This window comes from Enterobacter sp. SCRI0065, from assembly GCF_059766475.1.
In genome coordinates, this window is the sequence record NZ_JCBAJB010000008.1 from 14,595 (window position 1) to 30,446 (window position 15,852).

Genomic DNA, 15,852 nt, shown 5'->3' on the forward strand with positions numbered 1-15,852 from the left:
ATTAAGCAACAGAAACGGGTGCCAATTCAATAATCCAGCAACAAAAAGCCTGCTTCACTTTTGATTCAACAAAATATGACGCTAAAATAGAACGACTCACTAATCTACATAAGAAAAAGCTATGGAAAATTATCAAATCGACAATCTGGACCGCGGCATCCTGGAGGCATTAATGGCCAATGCCCGTACCGCTTATGCCGAACTGGCCAAACAATTTGGCGTCAGCCCCGGCACCATTCACGTGCGTGTAGAGAAAATGAAGCAGGCGGGAATCATTACCGGCGCGCGGATTGACGTCAGTCCTAAGCAGCTGGGTTACGACGTGTGCTGCTTTATTGGCATTATTCTCAAAAGTGCAAAAGATTACCCTTCGGCACTGGCAAGGTTAGAGAGCCTGGAAGAAGTCACTGAGGCCTATTACACGACCGGCCACTACAGCATCTTTATTAAGGTGATGTGCCGATCGATCGACGCCCTGCAACAGGTACTTATCAACAAGATCCAAACAATTGATGAAATTCAGTCCACCGAGACGCTGATCTCCCTGCAGAACCCCATCATGCGTACCATCCGCCCTTAACGTCGCTATTTAATTACCACATTTTCCACAGGTAGATCCCAGCTCGCTCACAGCGTACAATGATCCTCTCTATATATGAGCGAGCGATCATGGCAGACATTACTCTTATCAGTGGCAGTACTCTTGGCGGTGCGGAATATGTAGCAGAGCACCTGGCGGAAAAGCTCGAAGACGCTGGGTTTTCAACCGAAACGCTGCATGGACCGTTGCTGGAAGATCTCCCAACCGATGGGATCTGGCTGCTGATCACCTCTACTCACGGCGCTGGGGACATTCCGGACAACCTGCAACCGCTTTATGACGAACTGCAGGAACAACAGCCGAGCCTTGCAAACGTGCGCTTTGGTGCAATAGGTATTGGCAGCCGCGAATATGACACCTTTTGCGGTGCTATAGAGAAAGTCGAAGCCGCGATCGCGTCTTGTGGGGCAAAACAGATAGGCGAAACGCTGAAGATCAACATCCTCGATCACGACATTCCGGAAGATCCAGCCGAAGAATGGGTGAGTAAATGGATAAATTTACTCAAAAACGATTAAAGATCGTGCGATCAGATGTGGATAAGTCTGGTTAAAACCTTGGGTTAAGCGGTAGTTATCCAAAGAATAACTCTTGTGTTCTTTTTGAGCTGTGGATAACTGGTCGATCTAACCCCAGCTTATACTGTCCAGGATCACCGATCATTCACAGCAAACGATCCTTTCTAACCTCATGATCTTTATTATGAGATCCCGCTTATCCACAGAAGTCGGCGATCCTAATAAGAGATCATAGTAAAACAGATCTCTAAATAAGAAGATCTTCTTTTTAATAGCCAAGATCCCAATGCTTTCTCGAAAGACTAAACTTGAGTAGAATCCACGGCCCGGGCTTAAATCCATTATCAAACCGCTTTACGCAAGGCAGGAAAGCATGTTTTATCAGGATCCTTTTGACGTCATCATCATTGGCGGGGGTCATGCAGGCACTGAGGCCGCGATGGCCGCAGCGCGTATGGGTCAACAGACTCTGCTTTTGACACACAATATCGACACGCTGGGACAAATGTCCTGTAATCCGGCGATTGGCGGCATTGGGAAAGGACACCTGGTAAAAGAAGTCGATGCGCTGGGCGGCTTAATGGCCACAGCGATCGATCATGCCGGCATTCAGTTTAGGATACTAAACGCGAGCAAAGGGCCAGCCGTTCGTGCCACTCGAGCTCAGGCAGACCGCGTGTTGTACCGCCAGGCCGTACGCACTGCGCTGGAAAACCAACCGAACCTGATGATCTTCCAGCAGGCGGTAGAAGATCTTATCGTTGAGAACGATCGCGTCGTCGGCGCAGTGACCCAAATGGGGCTGAAATTCCGCGCCAAATCGGTTGTGCTGACAGTGGGTACCTTCCTCGATGGCAAGATCCACATTGGTCTCGATAATTACAGCGGTGGCCGTGCAGGCGATCCGCCATCCATTTCGCTGTCTCGTCGTTTGCGTGAATTGCCTCTTCGTGTGAGTCGCCTGAAAACCGGTACGCCACCGCGTATCGATGCGCGTACGATTGATTTCAGCGTGCTGGCAAAACAGCATGGCGACACTCCGCTGCCGGTCTTCTCGTTCATGGGCAATGTTTCCCAACATCCGCAGCAGGTACCGTGTTACATCACGTATACCAACGAGAAAACCCATGAGGTGATCCGCAATAACCTCGATCGCAGCCCGATGTATGCTGGGGTGATCGAAGGGATCGGTCCGCGTTATTGCCCGTCGATCGAAGACAAGGTCATGCGTTTTGCCGATCGTAACCAGCACCAGATCTTCCTGGAGCCAGAAGGCCTGACCTCTAACGAAATTTATCCGAATGGCATCTCCACCAGCCTGCCGTTCGATGTTCAGATGCAAATTGTACGTTCAATGCAGGGCATGGAGAACGCAAAAATTGTTCGTCCCGGCTACGCCATTGAGTACGATTTCTTCGACCCACGCGATCTCAAACCAACTCTGGAAAGCAAATTCATCGAGGGTCTGTTCTTTGCGGGTCAAATTAACGGCACGACAGGCTACGAAGAAGCTGCTGCGCAAGGTCTACTCGCCGGTCTGAACGCTGCTCGCTTCTCAGCGGAAAAAGAGGGCTGGGCACCACGTCGCGATCAGGCCTACCTGGGCGTACTGGTCGACGACCTCAGTACCATGGGTACAAAAGAGCCGTACCGTATGTTCACTTCTCGGGCGGAATACCGTCTGATGCTGCGTGAAGACAACGCCGATCTACGACTGACTGAGATGGGTCGTGAGCTGGGTCTGGTTGATGACCAGCGTTGGGCACGTTTCAACGAAAAGCTGGAACGTATCGAAAGCGAGCGTCAGCGTCTGAAGTCAACCTGGGTTAACCCTACTACCCATTCAATTGCTCAAGTAAACGCTCACTTAACTGCGCCGCTCTCACGAGAAGCAAGCGGTGAGGATTTGTTACGTCGCCCGGAGATGACTTACGAAAATCTGGTACAGATGACGCCGTTCGCGCCGGGTCTGGACGACGCAGAGGCTGCTGAGCAGGTCGAAATTCAGGTGAAGTACGAAGGTTACATCGCGCGTCAGCAGGATGAAATTGAAAAACAACAGCGCAATGAGAATACGCTGTTACCGGCTACGCTAGATTATCGACTGGTGAACGGCTTATCCAACGAGGTCATCGCAAAGCTGAACGATCACAAACCTTCATCCATCGGTCAGGCGTCACGTATTTCTGGCATCACGCCAGCAGCAATTTCCATTCTGCTGGTGTGGCTGAAAAAACAGGGTATGCTGCGCCGCAGCGCTTAAGTATTTGATAGTTGGCCCGATAAAACGTGTTTATTATCGGGCCTGCACCCATCTCAACAGGTAATCACTGTGCTCAACAAACTTTCTCGTCTGCTTGACGAAGCCGGTATTTCGCTCACCGATCACCAGAAAAATCAGCTGGTGGCGTATGTCGATATGCTGAACAAATGGAACAAAGCGTATAACCTCACCTCAGTACGCGATCCCAACGAGATGCTGATCCGCCATATTCTCGATAGCATCGTGGTTGCGCCGCATCTTCATGGCGAACGTTTTATCGATGTCGGGACAGGTCCTGGTCTGCCGGGTGTTCCGCTCTCCATCGTACGCCCTGAGTGCCATTTCACGCTGCTGGATAGCCTGGGTAAACGGATTCGTTTCTTGCGTCAGGTACAACACGAGCTGAAGCTCGGCAATATTGAACCGGTGCAGAGTAGGGTAGAGGATTTTCCGGCAGAACCGCCTTTTGACGGTGTGATCAGTCGTGCTTTCGCGTCAATGACCGACATGGTCAATTGGTGTCACCACCTGCCAGGTAAAACGGGACGTTTCTACGCCCTGAAGGGTCAGCTTCCGGAAGATGAAATCGCCCAACTGCCTGATGGATATAGCGTAGAGTTCATTGAGAAACTACGGGTTCCACAACTGGATGGTGAGCGTCATTTGGTGGTGATTAAGCAAACTAGTTTTTAAAAAATGAATAAAAAATGTGGAATTTGTGCTGTTCTTAGAGTGTTAAAACAGGTCATGAGAAACGGATTGTCAACTAAGGTGATTTAACCTTGTTGTTACCGGGGGTTTTCTTAGGGTTAACTTATTCGGAGCCCATTACTCGAAATTTAGTCAACCACGAAAATATCAGCCTGCTAAAAGTCGAAATCAGCAACAAGATGCAGATGTTAAATTTTTATTAAAAATGTCAATAAAACGTTTTTGTTGTGGATAGGGTTGTTTTGAGAAAAGTTGCTGTAATTAGTCTTTAATATCATAAAGATGAAACAAAGCGATTTATTGATTTGATAAATATGCCCTTATCGTAAATACGTATTTTGTGATCTCGTGCACGCTTTATCATCAACGTTTGCGCGCGTTTTGCAGTATTGCAACGCGACTCACTCTTTGAGGAAAAGTTAAAAAATAGCGCTGGGGAAAAATATTTAAACATTTATTCACCTTTTCGCTACTTATTGTTTGAATTCACGGGGGCGCACCGTATAATTTGACCGCTTTTTGATGCTTGACTCTGAGCCTTAAAGAACGTTTTATACGACACGCGACATACCTCGAAGGGAGCAGGAGTTAAACGTGATGTCTGTGTCGCTCTTGAGTAGAAACGTTGCTCGTAAGCTTCTGTTCATACAGTTGTTGGCAGTGATAGCAAGTGGACTGCTGTTCAGCCTCAAAGACCCCTTCTGGGGCATCTCCGCTGTTTGCGGTGGATTGGCAGTGGTTTTGCCAAACATGTTATTTATGATTTTTGCCTGGCGTCATCAGGCGCATACACCCGCCAAAGGCCGCGTGGCCTGGTCCTTCGCTCTTGGTGAAGTGTGTAAGGTGTTGCTGACCTTTGCCTTCCTGGTGGTGGCGCTGGCTGTTTTGAAAGTGGTATTTTTGCCGCTGATCGTGACGTGGGTTTTGGTGCTGGTGGTACAAGTTCTGGCGCCAGCTGTAATCAACAACAAAGGGTAAAAGGCATCATGGCTTCAGAAAATATGACGCCGCAGGATTACATAGGTCACCATCTGATGAACCTTCAGATGGATCTGCGTACATTCTCGCTGGTGGATCCGTATAACCCCCCGGCCACCTTCTGGACGATCAACATTGACTCAATGTTCTTCTCGGTGGCTTTGGGTCTGTTGTTCCTGGCCGTATTCCGCAGCGTTGCTAAAAAAGCGACCAGCGGTGTTCCAGGAAAATTCCAGACGGCCATCGAAATGGTCATCGGATTTGTTCATGGCAGCGTCAAAGACATGTACCACGGTAAGAGCAAGCTGATTGCTCCCCTGGCACTGACTGTCTTCGTCTGGGTCTTCCTGATGAACATGATGGACCTTCTGCCTATCGACCTGCTGCCGTATATCGGCGAGCATGTGCTCGGCCTGCCTGCACTGCGTGTGGTTCCGTCTGCTGACGTAAACATCACCCTGTCCATGGCGTTGGGCGTATTCATCCTGATTCTTTTCTACAGCATCAAAATGAAAGGCGTAAGCGGCTTCGTGAAAGAGCTTACCTTGCAGCCGTTCAATCACTGGGCGTTCATTCCGGTCAACCTGATTCTGGAGGGCGTAAGCCTGCTGTCCAAACCAGTTTCTCTTGGTCTGCGACTGTTCGGTAACATGTATGCGGGTGAGCTGATTTTCATTCTGATCGCGGGTCTTCTGCCGTGGTGGTCACAGTGGATTCTGAATGTGCCTTGGGCCATTTTCCACATCCTGATCATTACGCTGCAAGCCTTTATCTTCATGGTTCTGACGATCGTCTATCTGTCGATGGCGTCTGAAGAGCACTGATTTTTTACCAACACTACTACGTTTTTATTGAAACAAACTGGAGACTGTCATGGAAAACCTGAATATGGATCTGCTGTACATGGCTGCCGCTGTGATGATGGGTCTGGCGGCTATCGGTGCTGCGATCGGTATCGGCATCCTCGGGGGCAAATTCCTGGAAGGCGCTGCGCGTCAACCGGATCTGATTCCTCTGCTGCGTACACAGTTCTTTATCGTTATGGGTCTGGTGGATGCAATCCCAATGATCGCTGTTGGTCTGGGTCTGTACGTGATGTTTGCTGTCGCGTAGTAAGTTTTTTAAAACCCCAAGCCACAGAAATTTAAGAGGTATTGTGCTGTGAACATGAACGCAACAATCCTCGGCCAGGCCATCGCGTTTATTCTCTTTGTCTGGTTCTGCATGAAGTATGTATGGCCGCCTTTAATGGCAGCCATCGAGAAACGTCAGAAAGAAATTGCTGACGGTCTGGCTTCTGCAGAACGCGCTAAGAAAGATTTGGACCTTGCACAGGCCAACGCGACAGACCAGCTGAAAAAAGCGAAAGCTGAAGCTCAGGTGATCATTGAACAGGCTAACAAACGCCGTTCTCAGATCCTGGACGACGCGAAAGCTGAAGCAGAACAGGAACGCACTAAGATCGTTGCACAAGCTCAGTCAGAAATTGATGCTGAGCGTAAACGTGCTCGTGAAGAACTGCGTAAGCAGGTTGCGATTCTGGCTGTTGCTGGCGCCGAGAAGATCATCGAACGTTCCGTGGATGTTGCTGCTAACAGCGATATCGTGGACAAACTTGTCGCTGAACTGTAAGGAGGGAGGGGCTGATGTCTGAATTTGTTACGGTAGCTCGCCCCTACGCCAAAGCAGCTTTTGACTTTGCTGTCGAACACCAAAGTGTTGACCGCTGGCAGGATATGCTGGCGTTTGCCGCTGAGGTAACGAAAAACGAGCAAATGGCTGAGATGCTTTCAGGTGCTTTGGCACCAGAAACATTGGCTGCTTCGTTTATCGCCATTTGTGGCGAGCAGCTAGATGCCAATGGTCAAAACCTGATTAAGGTTATGGCTGAAAATGGTCGTCTACGCGTGCTCCCTGATGTTCTTGAGCAGTTCGAGCACTTACGTGCTCTCAGTGAAGCTACCGCCGAAGTGGATGTCACCTCGGCGAACGAACTGAGTGAAGAACAGCTTGCGAAGATCACTGCCGCGATGGAAAAACGTCTGTCACGCAAAGTTAAGCTGAATTGCAAAATCGATAAGTCTGTTATGGCGGGCGTAATCATCCGAGCGGGTGATATGGTCATTGACGGCAGCGTACGCGGCCGTCTGCAACGCCTTTCAGACGTCTTGCAGTCTTAAGGGGACTGGAGCATGCAACTGAATTCCACCGAAATCAGCGAACTGATCAAGCAGCGCATTGCTCAGTTTAGTGTTGTGAGCGAAGCTCATAACGAAGGTACTATTGTTTCTGTAAGTGACGGTGTTATCCGCATCCACGGCCTGGCCGATTGTATGCAGGGTGAGATGATTTCCCTGCCGGGTAACCGTTACGCTATCGCACTGAACCTGGAGCGCGACTCCGTAGGTGCAGTTGTGATGGGTCCGTACGCTGACCTTGCCGAAGGCATGAAAGTCAAATGTACTGGCCGTATCCTGGAAGTTCCAGTTGGCCGTGGCCTGCTGGGTCGCGTGGTGAACACCCTGGGTGCACCAATCGACGGTAAAGGTCCAGTCGATAACGATGGCTTCTCGCCAATCGAAGTTATCGCACCGGGCGTTATCGAACGTCAGTCCGTTGATCAGCCAGTGCAGACTGGTTATAAATCCGTTGATGCCATGATCCCAATCGGTCGTGGCCAGCGTGAACTGATCATCGGTGACCGTCAGACCGGTAAAACCGCGATGGCAATCGATGCGATCATCAACCAGCGTGACTCCGGTATTAAATGTGTGTACGTGGCCATCGGCCAGAAAGCGTCCACCATTTCTAACGTGGTTCGTAAACTGGAAGAGCACGGCGCGTTGTCTAACACCATCGTTGTGGTAGCGACTGCTTCTGAATCCGCTGCACTGCAATACCTGGCTCCATACGCCGGTTGCGCAATGGGCGAATACTTCCGTGACCGCGGTGAAGATGCGTTGATCGTATACGATGACCTGTCTAAACAGGCTGTTGCTTACCGTCAGGTTTCCCTGCTGCTGCGTCGTCCACCTGGACGTGAAGCATTCCCGGGCGACGTGTTTTATCTCCACTCCCGTCTGTTGGAGCGCGCATCCCGTGTTAACGCGGAATACGTTGAGAACTTCACCAAAGGTGAAGTGAAAGGTAAAACCGGTTCCCTGACTGCTCTGCCGATTATCGAAACCCAAGCGGGTGACGTTTCTGCGTTCGTTCCGACCAACGTAATTTCGATTACCGATGGTCAGATCTTCCTGGAAACCAACCTGTTTAACTCCGGTATTCGTCCTGCGGTTAACCCGGGTATCTCCGTATCCCGTGTTGGTGGTGCTGCTCAGACCAAGATCATCAAGAAACTGTCCGGTGGTATTCGTACCGCGCTGGCACAGTATCGTGAACTGGCTGCGTTCTCTCAGTTCGCATCCGATCTGGATGAAGCAACCCGTAAACAGCTGAGCCATGGTCAGAAAGTGACCGAGCTGCTGAAGCAGAAACAGTATGCCCCAATGTCTGTTGCACAACAGGGCCTGGTGCTGTTCGCAGCTGAACGCGGTTACCTCGAAGATGTTGAACTGGCGAAAATCGGTAGCTTCGAAGCCGCTCTGCTGGCTTACGTTGACCGTGATCACGCTCCGTTGATGCAAGAGATCAACCAGTCCGGTGGCTATAACGATGAAATCGAGGGCAAGCTGAAAAGCATCCTCGATTCCTTCAAAGCAACCCAGTCCTGGTAACGTCCGGCGGTCTGTCTTAGGACAGACCGCAAGGCATTGAGGAGAAGCTCATGGCCGGCGCAAAAGAGATACGTAGTAAGATCGCAAGCGTCCAGAATACGCAGAAGATCACTAAAGCGATGGAAATGGTCGCCGCTTCCAAAATGCGTAAATCGCAGGATCGCATGGCGGCCAGCCGTCCTTATGCAGATACCATGCGCAAAGTGATTGGTCACCTTGCGAACGGTAATCTGGAATACAAGCATCCTTACCTGGAAGAACGCGACGTTAAGCGCGTGGGCTACCTGGTGGTGTCTACCGACCGTGGTCTGTGCGGTGGCTTGAACATTAACCTGTTCAAAAAACTGCTGGCGGATATGAAAGTATGGTCCGATAAAGGCGTTCAGAGCGATATCGCGATGATCGGCTCGAAAGGCGTATCTTTCTTTAATTCCGTGGGCGGCAACATTGTTGCTCAGGTGACCGGTATGGGTGATAACCCTTCCCTGTCCGAACTGATCGGCCCGGTTAAAGTGATGTTGCAGGCCTATGATGAAGGCCGTCTGGACAGGCTGTACGTTGTCAGCAACAAATTTATTAATACCATGTCTCAGGTTCCTACGCTCACTCAACTGCTGCCTTTACCGGCATCAGAAGACGGCGAGCTGAAGCACAAATCCTGGGATTACCTGTATGAACCCGATCCGAAACCGCTGCTGGATACCCTGCTGCGCCGTTACGTTGAATCTCAGGTTTATCAGGGTGTGGTAGAAAACCTGGCCAGCGAGCAGGCCGCACGTATGGTGGCGATGAAAGCCGCGACCGACAATGGCGGCAGCCTGATTAAAGAGCTGCAGTTGGTATACAACAAAGCTCGTCAGGCCAGCATTACTCAGGAACTCACCGAAATCGTCGGTGGTGCATCCGCGGTATAACCAGGTTAATTCGTAGAGGATTCAAGATGGCTACTGGAAAAATTGTCCAGGTAATCGGCGCCGTGGTTGACGTCGAATTCCCTCAGGATGCCGTACCGCGCGTGTACGATGCTCTTGAGGTTCAGAATGGTAACGAGAGTCTGGTGCTGGAAGTTCAGCAGCAGCTCGGTGGTGGTATTGTGCGTACTATCGCCATGGGTTCTTCCGACGGTCTGCGTCGTGGTCTGGAAGTTAAAGACCTCGAGCACCCAATCGAAGTCCCAGTAGGTAAAGCAACACTGGGTCGTATCATGAACGTATTGGGTCAACCAATCGACATGAAAGGCGACATCGGTGAAGAAGATCGTTGGGCTATCCACCGTGCAGCACCTTCCTACGAAGAGCTGTCAAGCTCTCAGGAACTGCTGGAAACCGGCATCAAAGTTATCGACCTGATGTGTCCGTTCGCTAAGGGCGGTAAAGTTGGTCTGTTCGGTGGTGCGGGTGTGGGTAAAACAGTAAACATGATGGAGCTGATCCGTAACATCGCGATCGAGCACTCCGGTTACTCCGTGTTTGCAGGCGTGGGTGAGCGTACTCGTGAGGGTAACGACTTCTACCACGAAATGACCGACTCCAACGTTCTGGATAAAGTATCCTTGGTTTACGGCCAGATGAACGAGCCACCGGGAAACCGTCTGCGTGTTGCGCTGACCGGTCTGACCATGGCTGAGAAGTTCCGTGACGAAGGTCGTGACGTACTGCTGTTCGTTGATAACATCTATCGTTACACCCTGGCCGGTACAGAAGTTTCTGCTCTGCTGGGTCGTATGCCTTCAGCGGTAGGTTATCAGCCGACACTGGCAGAAGAGATGGGCGTTCTTCAGGAACGTATCACTTCTACCAAAACCGGTTCTATCACCTCCGTTCAGGCGGTATACGTACCTGCGGATGACTTGACTGACCCATCTCCAGCCACCACCTTTGCTCACTTAGATGCAACCGTGGTACTGAGCCGTCAGATCGCGTCTCTGGGTATCTACCCGGCCGTTGACCCGCTGGATTCCACCAGCCGTCAGCTGGATCCACTGGTTGTTGGTCAGGAACACTACGACACCGCGCGTGGCGTACAGTCCCTGCTGCAACGTTACCAGGAACTGAAAGACATCATCGCTATCCTTGGTATGGATGAACTGTCTGAAGAAGATAAACTGGTGGTAGCACGTGCTCGTAAGATTCAGCGCTTCCTGTCCCAGCCATTCTTCGTAGCGGAAGTATTCACCGGTTCTCCGGGTAAATACGTTTCCCTGAAGGACACCATCCGTGGCTTTAAAGGCATCATGGAAGGCGAATACGATCACCTGCCGGAGCAGGCGTTCTACATGGTTGGTTCCATCGACGAAGCCGTGGAAAAAGCCAAAAAACTTTAACGCCTTAATCGGAGGGTGATATGGCAATGACTTACCACCTGGACGTCGTCAGCGCAGAGCAACAAATGTTCTCTGGTCTGGTCGAAAAAATCCAGGTAACGGGTAGTGAAGGTGAACTGGGTATTTTCCCAGGGCACGCACCGCTGCTCACCGCCATTAAGCCTGGTATGATCCGCATCGTAAAACAGTTCGGTCATGAAGAGTTTATCTATCTGTCCGGCGGCATGATTGAAGTGCAGCCTGGTAGTGTGACCGTTCTTGCTGATACCGCTATCCGTGGCCAGGATCTCGACGAAGCACGAGCTCTGGAAGCGAAGCGTAAAGCAGAAGAGCACATTAAAAGCTCTCATGGCGACGTGGATTACGCACAGGCGTCTGCTGAACTGGCCAAAGCGATCGCGAAGTTACGCGTTATCGAGTTGACCAAAAAAGCGATGTAACACCGGCTTGAAAAGCACAAAAGCCAGTCTGGTTTCAGACTGGCTTTTTTATGCCTGCGTTTTACTAAAAATGAAACTGAAAAGGTGTTTTATTATTTTGTGATAAAGCTCACAAAAATGTTGATCGGTTAATTTTTGAAGTGTAGACTTGGTTTTGTGATGTAAGTCACATAACTAACTCCGATAAAATCAGGACACTATTATGAAACTGATCAACAAAGTCATCGCTCTCTTCAGCAACATGAACGTTTCTTTCGGTACGTTCAACCTGTAATCCGCTGAATGCCGAGTGGCGCCACGCTTACCGTTGTGTGATAAGCGAAGCGCCATCAGGCAGCACTTCCCCGCTGCTGTTCACGCTTTTACCCTTCTCGATAAAATAATTCGTCGCATCAACGTTGCCGACTACCGCATCGTCATACTTCCCGGGTTGCGTACGCACCGATTTATTCCCCGTAAAGAAACCCTGTGTAGAGGCATCGCCATACGGGCTTGGCCGGAAGATAAAGTTGAAACGTTGGTTGTCTATCGCGACGTTATTAGCCACCACCAGCGCCCCAGGATTGAAGTTGTCGGTAAACCCATCCAGATGATTGCCAATGGCTTTACTGTTGCGTACCTCGTGCGCCACGGGCTGGCCTTCTCCACCCAGTTTGAATCCGTTGCTGGTATTATTGCGAGCGATTGAATTCTCGATCACCACTACGCCATTCGCGCCGTCTTCAATTTTGTTAAACAGGTCAAATCCGTCGTCGATATTGTCGTGGGAATAGCATTTATCAAGACGATTCCCCTCTCCGACGCGCATCTTCACGGCAAATCCATCGGCATTAATCTTGCCGGGATCTTCATTGGCATAGGATTCAGAGTTAATCACCTGGTTATAGCTTGCCCACAGCGGGCGACCAACGTTATCCGGGGATGAAATCTGGATCCCCGTATCGTCATTGCGATAAGCCGTAACATCTTCAATCACGTTATGGCTTCCCTGTATGCGCAGGCTCTTTCCGGTAATGTCGATACCTTTGATATGCCAGTAGCTGGCATCCAGCAGCAACCCATGCACCACGGCTTTTCCATCTGCTTGCAGCGTTTTTATCTGCTGCGCATTACCGCTGGCAGAAAGGGGAATGTCGCTGCGAGGATAATTTCCGGGCGCGAGAATGATTTTTCCTCCAGGCGCGAGCAGGCTCAAAGCAGTGGTTAAATCCAGTGGAGAGGCGAGAGTCCCTTTCCCATCCGCTTTCCCCTCGGGGGAGACATGCAACGTCGTGGCCGTTAAGCCAACCACTTTCTCGACGGTAAATTCCTGCTGAACAGGATCGCTGCTAGTGGGAGTAAAGGTCATGCTAAAGACGTTGTTATCGTCGAGTGTCGTAGGTACGGAATACATTTCACCCGCTTTGACGGATTTGTCATTACCGATCACCACTTCATTTTGTCGCAGACTGAACACGCCATCGTAGTTAGCCCGTGCCTGCACCTGGTATGCTTTAGTCGTACTTTTGCTTGCTGAGATCACTTGCACCACGGCTGGCAATGCTTTTGCCTTCCAGGGGCTGGCGGCAACCGTTTTTGCCGGAGACAGGACGAGCGAAGCATCGGTTACCGTGATTTTGGCGTTACGAGAGGCAAAGAACCCTACGTAATATTGGTCGTGATTTTGCACGGATATGAGGTCGGCGCGAGGCACACTCTGGCTTACCCACGCATCACTTCCAACGGGAGCCCAGGCGGTAGTAAATCCGTCGTTGGTCCTTTGCAGTCTTAGGCGGAATTCCTGAGTCTGACTAAGGTCCACCTCTTCCTTATAGCTCTGCTTTTTGATAGCTGCGCCGGCGTTACCCCACGGGCTGGAAATACCTTCGCGAGTGATGGTCTGCATTTTTACCCGCAGATTATCCTTTTTATCCTGGGTCATAATCGCATTCATCACCAGATTTGAGGCCGCAGGGAATTCTTCATAACCTTCTTTCAAAGGCTGCTGCCGAGGTACGCCAATGACGTCACGTACCAGCAAACCAGCGCCTTCCTGGGCTGCTGGTTTTGCGCCGTTTTCCGGGCCAAACTGGTCCACCCGGACTGTGGCTTGTAATACGAAGTTCTGACTGGTGGGCAATTGAGTATAAAAGAAGGTCAGCCCGTCGTGCGAATTAGCAATTTTGCCGCCTCGGCTTTCAAGCGTGATTGGCTTTGTCAGATCGGCTTCGTCGTGAGTTGTCAGTGTTTTCCCGTCAATCGTGACATCGTTTACGCCAATTTTTTCTGGCAACACGTTTGAGGAAAAATTGACGTCCGTTGATTGCCCAAAGGCGATCGCTTTCCAGACTTGCTGCTGTTCTGCCGCGTTGACGACGAATGCGCTACACATCATTAAGGCCAGAGGTATTTTATAGTTCATCTTATTCTCCTGATTGATAATTGAGCGCCATTATCATCAAGATGAAACGTTGTTTCTTTTTTGGTTGTCACAATATTGAATAATTAAAACAGTGTTTTGCTTTTAAGCGATCTTTATTTTTTAGGCGAATAAATAGCTAACCTGTTGTGTGGGCTGGCGACTTAACGCAAGAAGGCTATTTTCCAGAAGAAAAGTGATTTACTCTGCCCTTAAAAGTATCCTCAAATAGCCGTTAAAGGCAGATGTTGAACGTTTTATCAGCAGTTCATTTTATGGCGCAAAATATGTAGAATTTTCAACGTCAAAGGGTTCTACTTCTCACTCAAATTACAGTCAGGACGCGTATGTTGAATAATACGATGAGCGTGGTCATCCTTGCCGCTGGCAAAGGTACCCGCATGTATTCCGATCTTCCTAAAGTGCTGCACACGTTGGCAGGAAAGCCGATGGTGAAGCATGTTATTGATGCAGCAAATGATTTAGGCGCTCGCCAGGTTCATATGGTCTATGGCCACGGTGGCGATCTGCTAAAACAGACGCTGCGTGATGACAAGCTCAACTGGGTGCTTCAGGCTGAACAGCTGGGAACAGGCCACGCGATGCAACAGGCCGCGCCGTTCTTTGCCGATGACGAAGATATCCTGATGCTTTACGGCGACGTGCCGTTGATCTCCGTTGAAACATTGACCCGCCTGCGTGATGCCAAGCCGCAGGGTGGCATCGGTTTGTTAACCGTGGAGCTGGACGATCCGACTGGCTATGGCCGCATTACCCGTGAAAACGGAAACGTCACCGGCATCGTTGAGCATAAAGATGCCAGCGAGGAACAACGCCGGATTCAGGAGATCAACACCGGTATCCTGATTGCCAACGGCGCAGATATAAAACGCTGGCTGTCGAAGTTGAACAACAATAATGCTCAGGGCGAATATTACATCACCGACATCATTGCGATGGCGTACCAGGAAGGTCGCGAGATTGCCGCCGTCCATCCGGCGCGTATTAGCGAAACCGACGGGGTGAATAATCGTCTTCAGCTTTCACGCCTCGAGCGTATTTACCAGGCCGAGCAAGCAGAGAAACTGCTGTTGGCTGGCGTCATGCTGCGCGATCCTGCGCGTTTCGATCTGCGCGGTACCCTGTCTCACGGGCGCGATGTTGAAATTGACACTAACGTTATTATTGAAGGCAACGTTCAGCTTGGCGATCGCGTCAAGATTGGTACCGGTTGTGTTATCAAAAACAGCGTCATCGGTGATGATTGTGAAATTAGCCCGTACAGCGTGGTGGAAGATGCACATCTGCAAGCGGCCTGTACTATCGGTCCGTTCGCGCGTCTGCGCCCTGGTGCGGAACTGCTGGAAGGCGCGCATGTCGGTAACTTCGTCGAAATGAAAAAAGCGCGTCTGGGTAAAGGCTCAAAAGCGGGTCATCTGACCTACCTGGGTGACGCGGAAATTGGCGATAACGTGAATATCGGCGCAGGCACCATCACCTGTAACTACGATGGCGCGAACAAATTCAAAACTATCATTGGCGATGATGTGTTTGTCGGCTCCGACAGCCAGCTAGTGGCTCCGGTGACTATCGGCAACGGTGCCACCATCGCCGCAGGCACAACCGTGACGCGCGATGTGGCAGATAACGAGCTGGTGATCAGCCGCGTGCCGCAGGTTCAGAAGCCAGGCTGGCAGCGTCCGGTAAAAATAAAGTAACAGATTTACTCCTCGCCCCTTTGGGGGGAGGGCCGGGGTGAGGGGATAATATAATCCTCCTCCCAAAAGCAGTACTAAAAATATAACCCCACTCTCTACAAGGCTCGGGGCACCCGTAAAGGGTAAATACAGGTCAGCGACAACGCATGGCATAACGCCATTAACAGG

At 50.5% G+C, this 15,852-nt stretch carries 15 protein-coding genes; 14 read left to right on the forward strand and 1 reads right to left on the reverse strand.

Annotated elements, in window-relative coordinates; all coding sequences use genetic code 11:
* Positions 1 to 121: 121 nt before the first annotated feature.
* The 13 genes from asnC (at position 122) to AC6EMZ_RS18465 (ending at position 11,568) form a co-directional block, all read left to right on the forward strand.
* Positions 122 to 580 (forward strand): transcriptional regulator AsnC, encoded by a 459-nt coding sequence (asnC, locus tag AC6EMZ_RS18405; RefSeq protein ID WP_041689565.1) that lies wholly within the window; start codon positions 122 to 124, stop codon positions 578 to 580.
* An 89-nt stretch (positions 581 to 669) separates the two neighbouring features.
* Entirely contained in the window at positions 670 to 1,119 is a 450-nt protein-coding gene (mioC, locus tag AC6EMZ_RS18410; RefSeq protein ID WP_498404213.1) for an FMN-binding protein MioC, read from the forward strand.
* A 373-nt stretch (positions 1,120 to 1,492) separates the two neighbouring features.
* Positions 1,493 to 3,382: a tRNA uridine-5-carboxymethylaminomethyl(34) synthesis enzyme MnmG gene (gene mnmG / locus AC6EMZ_RS18415; RefSeq protein ID WP_498404214.1), complete on the forward strand. Its 1,890-nt coding sequence runs from the start codon at positions 1,493 to 1,495 to the stop codon at positions 3,380 to 3,382.
* 69 nt (positions 3,383 to 3,451) lie between these two features.
* The gene (rsmG, locus tag AC6EMZ_RS18420) at positions 3,452 to 4,075 is read left to right on the forward strand and encodes a 16S rRNA (guanine(527)-N(7))-methyltransferase RsmG (RefSeq protein WP_498404215.1); all 624 of its coding nucleotides are present in this window, start codon (positions 3,452 to 3,454) and stop codon (positions 4,073 to 4,075) included.
* 615 nt (positions 4,076 to 4,690) lie between these two features.
* Positions 4,691 to 5,071 (forward strand): F0F1 ATP synthase subunit I, encoded by a 381-nt coding sequence (gene atpI / locus AC6EMZ_RS18425; protein WP_498404349.1) that lies wholly within the window; start codon positions 4,691 to 4,693, stop codon positions 5,069 to 5,071.
* 8 nt (positions 5,072 to 5,079) lie between these two features.
* Entirely contained in the window at positions 5,080 to 5,895 is an 816-nt protein-coding gene (gene atpB, locus AC6EMZ_RS18430) for a F0F1 ATP synthase subunit A (protein ID WP_498404216.1), read from the forward strand.
* A gap of 49 nt (positions 5,896 to 5,944) precedes the next feature.
* On the forward strand, positions 5,945 to 6,184 hold the full coding sequence (gene atpE / locus AC6EMZ_RS18435) for a F0F1 ATP synthase subunit C (RefSeq protein ID WP_000429386.1): 240 nt from the start codon (positions 5,945 to 5,947) through the stop codon (positions 6,182 to 6,184).
* Between the two features lie 48 nt (positions 6,185 to 6,232).
* The gene (atpF, locus tag AC6EMZ_RS18440; protein WP_498404217.1) at positions 6,233 to 6,703 is read left to right on the forward strand and encodes a F0F1 ATP synthase subunit B; all 471 of its coding nucleotides are present in this window, start codon (positions 6,233 to 6,235) and stop codon (positions 6,701 to 6,703) included.
* Between the two features lie 14 nt (positions 6,704 to 6,717).
* A complete protein-coding gene (gene atpH, locus AC6EMZ_RS18445) occupies positions 6,718 to 7,251 on the forward strand; it encodes a F0F1 ATP synthase subunit delta (protein ID WP_498404218.1) in 534 nt (177 codons plus the stop codon).
* 12 nt (positions 7,252 to 7,263) lie between these two features.
* Positions 7,264 to 8,805 (forward strand): F0F1 ATP synthase subunit alpha, encoded by a 1,542-nt coding sequence (atpA, locus tag AC6EMZ_RS18450; RefSeq protein ID WP_015961086.1) that lies wholly within the window; start codon positions 7,264 to 7,266, stop codon positions 8,803 to 8,805.
* A 50-nt stretch (positions 8,806 to 8,855) separates the two neighbouring features.
* Positions 8,856 to 9,719, forward strand: a complete 864-nt coding sequence (atpG, locus tag AC6EMZ_RS18455) for a F0F1 ATP synthase subunit gamma (protein ID WP_498404219.1) — start codon at positions 8,856 to 8,858, stop codon at positions 9,717 to 9,719.
* A 26-nt stretch (positions 9,720 to 9,745) separates the two neighbouring features.
* Positions 9,746 to 11,128, forward strand: coding sequence for a F0F1 ATP synthase subunit beta (gene atpD / locus AC6EMZ_RS18460; RefSeq protein ID WP_137849936.1), 1,383 nt, complete (start codon positions 9,746 to 9,748; stop codon positions 11,126 to 11,128).
* Between the two features lie 20 nt (positions 11,129 to 11,148).
* Entirely contained in the window at positions 11,149 to 11,568 is a 420-nt protein-coding gene (locus AC6EMZ_RS18465; protein WP_106995541.1) for a F0F1 ATP synthase subunit epsilon, read from the forward strand.
* 301 nt (positions 11,569 to 11,869) lie between these two features.
* Here the strand turns inward: AC6EMZ_RS18465 and AC6EMZ_RS18470 are convergent, their stop codons facing one another.
* Entirely contained in the window at positions 11,870 to 13,969 is a 2,100-nt protein-coding gene (locus tag AC6EMZ_RS18470; protein ID WP_498404220.1) for a right-handed parallel beta-helix repeat-containing protein, read from the reverse strand.
* A gap of 344 nt (positions 13,970 to 14,313) precedes the next feature.
* Here AC6EMZ_RS18470 and glmU point away from each other — a divergent pair, with 344 nt between their 5' ends.
* Complete coding sequence (glmU, locus tag AC6EMZ_RS18475; protein ID WP_498404221.1) at positions 14,314 to 15,684, forward strand: bifunctional UDP-N-acetylglucosamine diphosphorylase/glucosamine-1-phosphate N-acetyltransferase GlmU; 1,371 nt, start codon at positions 14,314 to 14,316, stop codon at positions 15,682 to 15,684.
* Positions 15,685 to 15,852: the final 168 nt, after the last annotated feature.

Coding starts and splice junctions, on each gene's coding strand:
- asnC (WP_041689565.1), top strand. CDS start 122: ATGGAAAATTATCAAATCGACAATCTGGACCGCGGCATCCTGGAGGCA.
- mioC (WP_498404213.1), top strand. CDS start 670: ATGGCAGACATTACTCTTATCAGTGGCAGTACTCTTGGCGGTGCGGAA.
- mnmG (WP_498404214.1), top strand. CDS start 1,493: ATGTTTTATCAGGATCCTTTTGACGTCATCATCATTGGCGGGGGTCAT.
- atpI (WP_498404349.1), top strand. CDS start 4,691: ATGTCTGTGTCGCTCTTGAGTAGAAACGTTGCTCGTAAGCTTCTGTTC.
- atpB (WP_498404216.1), top strand. CDS start 5,080: ATGGCTTCAGAAAATATGACGCCGCAGGATTACATAGGTCACCATCTG.
- atpE (WP_000429386.1), top strand. CDS start 5,945: ATGGAAAACCTGAATATGGATCTGCTGTACATGGCTGCCGCTGTGATG.
- atpH (WP_498404218.1), top strand. CDS start 6,718: ATGTCTGAATTTGTTACGGTAGCTCGCCCCTACGCCAAAGCAGCTTTT.
- atpA (WP_015961086.1), top strand. CDS start 7,264: ATGCAACTGAATTCCACCGAAATCAGCGAACTGATCAAGCAGCGCATT.
- atpG (WP_498404219.1), top strand. CDS start 8,856: ATGGCCGGCGCAAAAGAGATACGTAGTAAGATCGCAAGCGTCCAGAAT.
- atpD (WP_137849936.1), top strand. CDS start 9,746: ATGGCTACTGGAAAAATTGTCCAGGTAATCGGCGCCGTGGTTGACGTC.
- AC6EMZ_RS18465 (WP_106995541.1), top strand. CDS start 11,149: ATGGCAATGACTTACCACCTGGACGTCGTCAGCGCAGAGCAACAAATG.
- AC6EMZ_RS18470 (WP_498404220.1), bottom strand. CDS start 13,969: ATGAACTATAAAATACCTCTGGCCTTAATGATGTGTAGCGCATTCGTC.
- glmU (WP_498404221.1), top strand. CDS start 14,314: ATGTTGAATAATACGATGAGCGTGGTCATCCTTGCCGCTGGCAAAGGT.